This is a genomic window from Streptomyces pathocidini, assembly GCF_001418495.1.
In the GTDB taxonomy this organism is placed as follows: domain Bacteria; phylum Actinomycetota; class Actinomycetes; order Streptomycetales; family Streptomycetaceae; genus Streptomyces; species Streptomyces pathocidini.
This window is the reverse complement of record NZ_LIQY01000313.1, coordinates 1-5,673: the sequence shown is the minus strand read 5'-3', so window position 1 is coordinate 5,673 and position 5,673 is coordinate 1. Positions and strand designations below refer to the sequence as shown.

Genomic DNA, 5,673 nt, shown 5'->3' with positions numbered 1-5,673 from the left:
CGCTGCCCGGCCGGGCAGCGCGCAGCTGCTCCAGCGCCGCCTCGGTCCACTGCGCGAGCCCGGTCTCGCGCCAGGACGGCGCCGCGTACAGGTCCAGGGCCAGCTTCACCTGGCGGTGCAGCGACTGCACCACGCCGATGTCCGACTCCTTGGGGACGCCCGACAGCACGAGGTCGAGGTAGTCGCGGGCGGCCAGTTCGCCGTCGCGGGTCATGTCCCAGGCCGAGGCCCAGCACAGCGCGCGCGGCAGCGACGCGTCGAAGTCGCCGAGGTGCTGGGTGACGGTGGCCAGCGACTCCGCGTCCAGGCGCACCTTCGCGTACGACAGGTCGTCGTCGTTGAGCAGGAACACCGCCGGGCGGGGGCGGCCCACCAGCTCCGGCACCTCGGTCAGCTCGCCGTCGACGTCCAGCTCGACCCGGCCGGTGCGGGTCAACCTGCCGTCCGCGCCCAGGTCGTAGGAGCCGATGGCGATGCGGTGCGGGCGGAGGACGCCACGCGGCGGAGCCGCGCCGTCGGCCGCGGGCAGCGCGGGGGCCTCCTGGCGTACGGCGAAGGAGGTGACGGTGCCGGAGGCGTCCACCTCGATCTCCGGGCGCAGGATGTTGATGCCCGCCGTCTCCAGCCACTTGCCCGACCAGGTCTTCAGGTCGCGCCCGCTGGTCTCCTCCAGTGCGCCGAGCAGGTCGCTCAGCCGGGTGTTGCCGTAGGCGTGGCGCTTGAAGTAGGCCTGCACGCCGCGGAAGAACTCGTCCATGCCGACGTAGGCGACGAGCTGCTTGAGGACCGAGGCGCCCTTGGCGTACGTGATGCCGTCGAAGTTGACCAGGACGTCGTCCAGGTCGCGGATCTCGGCCATGATCGGGTGGGTGGAGGGCAGTTGGTCCTGCCGGTACGCCCAGGTCTTCATCTGGTTGGCGAAGCTGGTCCAGGCGTGCGGCCAGCGGCTGCCGGGGGCGTGCGCCTGGCAGGCGACGGAGGTGTAGGTGGCGAACGACTCGTTCAGCCACAGGTCGTTCCACCACTCCATGGTGACCAGGTCGCCGAACCACATGTGGGCCAGCTCGTGCAGGATCGTCTCGGCCCGCGTCTCGTACGCCGCGTCCGTCACCTTGGAGCGGAAGACGTACTGGTCGCGGATGGTGACCGCGCCCGCGTTCTCCATCGCGCCCGCGTTGAACTCCGGCACGAAGAGCTGGTCGTACTTCGCGAACGGGTACGCGTAGTCGAACTTCTCCTCGAACCAGTCGAAGCCCTGCCGCGTCACCTCGAAGATCGCGTCCGAGTCGAGGTGCTCGGCGAGCGAGGGGCGGCAGTAGATGCCCAGCGGCACGGACCTGCCACTCGCCCCCTTCGCCTCCCAGCTGCTGTGCACGCTGTGGTACGGGCCGACGATCAGCGCGGTGATGTACGTGGAGATGCGCGGCGTCGGGTCGAAGCGCCAGACGTTGTCCTTGGGCTCCGGCGTGGGGGAGTTGGAGACCACCGTCCAGCCCTCCGGGGCCTTCACGGTGAACTGGAAGGTCGCCTTCAGGTCGGGCTGCTCGAAGGAGGCGAAGACGCGGCGGGCGTCGGGGACCTCGAACTGCGTGTAGAGGTAGGCCTGCTGGTCGACCGGGTCGACGAAACGGTGCAGGCCCTCGCCGGTGTTGGTGTACGCGCAGTTGGCCACGACCCGCAGCTCGTTGGGGCCGGCCTCCAGGCCCGGCAGTGCGATGCGGCTGTCCCGGAAGACCTCGGCCGGGTCGAGGGGGGCGCCGTTGAGCACGACCTCGTGCACGGCCGGGGCGACCAGGTCGATGAAGGACCCGGCGCCCGCCTCGGCGGAGTCGAAGCGCACCGTGGTCACGGAGCGGTACGTGCCTCCCTCCTGGGCGCCGGAGAGGTCGAGGTCGATCTCGTACGAGTCGACGGTGAGCAGGCGCGCCCGCTGCCGCGCCTCGTCACGGGTCAGATTCGTGCCAGGCACGCGGTCATCTCCTTGCCTTCGGACTTTCCGCCCATCCTTCCACGGCCGGCCCCCGAACACCCTGCCCGTTCCTCGCCGGAGCCCCGGCAAGGCCGCGGGGCGGGGGCGTTGTGGGCCCCCGCCCCGCGGGTTGTTCGGCTTGTTGTTACGGCGTGACCTTCTCGATGATGACGCTGCCGGTGCCTGCCACCGTGCCGCGCGCGTTGAGGAGCTGGATCTCGCCGAAGAAGCGGCGGCCCTCGGGGGCCGGGCTGTTCACGGTGAGTTCGGCCGCGACCCGGGCCGAGGCGCCGTTGGCGAGGGGGACGCGCTGCGACGCGTCGGCCCTGATCTCGCCGAGGCCGGGGGAGAAGTACACGTCGCGGTAGTCGTACTCGGTCGTGCCCGCGGGCACCGAGTAGCCGTCGACCACGATGGTGTACGTGCCCGCGGCCGGCTTCGCGAGGCTGACCGCCTCCTCCGAGTCGCCGTCCGCCGCCTGCCCGACCAGGTTGCCCGCCTCGTCGTACACCGAGAGGTCGAGGTCGGCGGAGGCGTCCGAGGGCGAGCCGATTGCGACGTCGAGGCGCTCGACGCCCTCACCGACCTCGACCGTCGACTCCTGCGAGCCACCGTCCCCGATCGTCGGCCGCGCGACCTTCGCCGAGCCGAGCGAGCCGCCCTTCAGCCTGCCGTCGAGCGCGGCGAAGCCGTTGGTGACCTGCCAGTCGACCGCCGTCGTCGAGCCGGCCTTCGCCTCCGGGACGGTCCGCACGGCCGGGTCGAACGCGGCCCCAAGCGCCGTGACCTCCAGCTGGTACGGGTTGTCCAGCAGCGGCGAGGTGCGCCGCGACTCGACCTCGATCTCCCACACGCCCGGCGCCGGATCCGCGTACGACCGCAGGTCCGGGCGGCAGTCGTTGGCCGGGTTGGGGTAGTTGGCGTAGCAGAACGGCGTCGAGGTGTTGTCGACCGGCACCCCGTACGGATGGATGGCGATGAACCGCGTCTGGCTGCCCGACTTCAGCCCGCCCAGGGCGACTTCGAGGGACTTGGCACCCTCCGGCACCGTCACGAAGTACGACTTCGTGCTGTTGCGCCGCACCGAACCCGAGGCGCTGAAGCCGTACGAGGGCTCGGCCAGCTCCTTGGAGGCCACGACGGTGGCGAGGATCTGCCGGTCCACGCCCTCGGTCCGCTCGTCGTCCAGCTCCAGGATCGCGCTGTGCACGCCCGCGGAGCCGGGCCGGGCCGCGACCTGCACGGTCACCGGCTTGTTCAGCGGCAGCCGCACCTCGTCGTCGCCCAGCAGCCGGAAGGTGCCGTCGTTGTTCTCCCAGTCCAGCTCGTGCTCGACGGGCCGGTCCGGGCCGGTCGTCCGGGTCAGTGTGATCGCGTAGGTCTTCGTCTGCCCGGTCTTCAGGCCGCCCTCGCGGTCGTAGAGGCCGGTGCCGAAGCCCGGCTCCTTCAGGGCCCAGTCGATGCTGGTGTCGACCGGCGCCCTGACCGTGTACTCGTGGGCGCTCACACCGTCCTCGATGGACTCCCACGCCTCCACGATGTCGATCAGCCCGGCGCCCTCCTCGTACGCCTGCGCGCCCGGGATGTGGCGGGTGGTGCTGGTCAGCGCGGTGCGCAGCGCGGCCGGGGTGAGGCCGAGGCGGCGCTGCTTCGCGGCGGACAGCAGCAGCGCGGCGGCGCCCGCGGTCTGCGGGGAGGCCATCGAGGTGCCCTGGAGCATGCCGTAGCCGGCCGGGAGCGCGTAGCCGGCCTCGGCGACGGGGGCGCCCGGCAGCCAGGTCTGGATGGTGTTGACCGAGGCCCCCGGTGCGGTCACGGTCGGTGTGAAGCCGCCGTCCTCGCGCGGGCCGCGGGAGGAGAACGGGAACATCGCGTATCGCTTCGCCACCTGGGAGCCGTAGTTGGCCGCCCAGGTCTCCCGGCTCACGGACGCGCCGACGCTGATCACCTTGTCGGCGAGCCCGGGGTCGCCGATGGTGTTGGCGCCCGGTCCGCTGTTGCCGGCCGAGATGACCAGCTCGACGCCGTAGGTGTCGATGAGCCGGGTGTAGAGCTCGGCGCGGGCGTTGTTGGCGTCGTTGAGCGAGGGCAGGCCGCCGATGGACATGTTGACGATGTCCACGCCGCGGTTGGCGACGAGGTCGATCATGCCCTCGGTCAGCGCGACGTTGGTGCAGCCGCCGCCCCAGGAGCAGGCGCGCGAGGAGACGAGCTTCGCGCCCGGCGCGGCGCCGTTCATCTTCCCGCCGAACAGGCTGTTGGCGGCGGTGATGCCGGCGACGTGCGTGCCGTGCTCGGACTCGATGACGCCGATGTTGACGAAGTCGAGCTTCTTGCCGACCCAGTCGCCGCCGTAGGGGTCCATCGGGACGTCCTTGCGGATCTCCACGACGAACGGGACGCGCTCGGCGACCTGCGTGGATGGGTCGTCCTTGCCGAAGTACCCGATCTGGAAGCCGTCCTTGTACGGCTTCATCGGCTCGTCGCCGGTGAAGTCGCCGTCGTCGTCGAGGTCGACGCGCACGGTGCCCGCGGCCGGGTCGTACAGCAGCCCCCACACGTCGGTGGTGTCGCCGTCCCGGTTGAGGTCGCCTGCCGCGTCGCCGGAGGCCGTGGTGGCCTCGGCGAACCGGCTGACCCGGTAGGTGCCCCGGGGCGCCGTCCAGGTGCGGTCCGCGTAGGTGAAGACCGGCCCGGAGACCTCGGTGGCCTGCGCCCGCCAGGTCGCGTCGCTGTCCACGATCGGGTCGGTGGCCGTCACCCAGTCGGTGATCTTGCGCTCGCCGGTGGTGGTCTTCTGCAGCGCGGGGTGGGCCAGGTCGACGCCGGAGTCGAGGATGCCGATGGTGATGCCGCGGCCGTCCGCCTTCGGGTGGCGCCGGACGAAGTCGACGGCGCCGGTCTCGAAGGCGGGCTGGTACGGGTTCACGGCGGGGGTGTGCTTCCCCGGCGCCGGATAGGAGCCCCGGGCCTGCGCGGTCCGGGCGCCCTTGGCGCGGTCGCCCGACGGTGTCGGGTCGTCCAGCTCGATCTCGTGCTTGAGGTCGATGCCGTGCACGCTGGGGAGCTTGCGCGCCTGCGCGATGGCCGCCTCGGCGCGCGCGGTCGGCAGGGTGGCGCGGACGTAGCCGAGCTTGTCGTACGTACGGCCGACGGAGCCGCCCTCGACCGCGTCCAGCTGGTCGGCGACCTGCTCGGTCCGGCCGGGCGCCGTGGCGACCATGAGGGTGACGTTCTTCTCGCCGTCCGCCTTGGCCTCGGCGAGCAGCTCCGCGTCGGCCGAACCGAGCTTGTCCTCGGCCGACTTGACCACCGGAGACGGAGCCGGGCCGCCGCCGTCCGCGGCGCTCGCGGGGCCTGCCGGCCCGGTGGCGGCCAGCGCGGCCACCAGGCCCGCGGCCAGCGCGATCCGTGCCGCGCGGCGGGTGCGTGCCGTGCGTCTCGCCCCGGGTTCCGAGGACCCGGATATCGCAGATATGGGCATGGCCATCCCCGTTCTCAAGGAAAAAGGGTCCGGAATCGAAACCGGATGACCGAACCTTTGTGGAACGGGCCGAGTTTGGGGAGCGTTGTCCGAGACGCATAGTGGCCGTGGCACATTTCCGCCAGGCGCCATCGAGGGCGAAGGCCGCGAATGGGGCGAACGGGCGGGCGGGTTGGCGCCCGGAAACCCCGCTGCCGCCTGGACGGCCGCGGCCCGCGGG

2 protein-coding genes are annotated in these 5,673 nt (G+C 71.8%); both read right to left on the bottom strand.

All coding sequences use genetic code 11. The annotated features are described in order from the left end of the window. Window positions 1–1,969: aminopeptidase N (gene pepN / locus AOK16_RS15960; RefSeq protein WP_055472908.1), on the bottom strand; the 1,969-nt coding region annotated here is incomplete at its 3' end. Window positions 1,970–2,114: 145 nt separating this feature from the next. Further along, the gene (locus AOK16_RS15955; RefSeq protein ID WP_055472909.1) at window positions 2,115–5,453 is read right to left on the bottom strand and encodes a S8 family serine peptidase; all 3,339 of its coding nucleotides are present in this window, start codon (window positions 5,451–5,453) and stop codon (window positions 2,115–2,117) included. Between the last annotated feature and the right edge of the window lie 220 nt (window positions 5,454–5,673).

Bases quoted from the DNA above. Each gene is read 5' to 3' on its own strand.
- AOK16_RS15955 (WP_055472909.1), bottom strand. From the start codon at position 5,453: ATGCCCATATCTGCGATATCCGGGTCCTCGGAACCCGGGGCGAGACGC.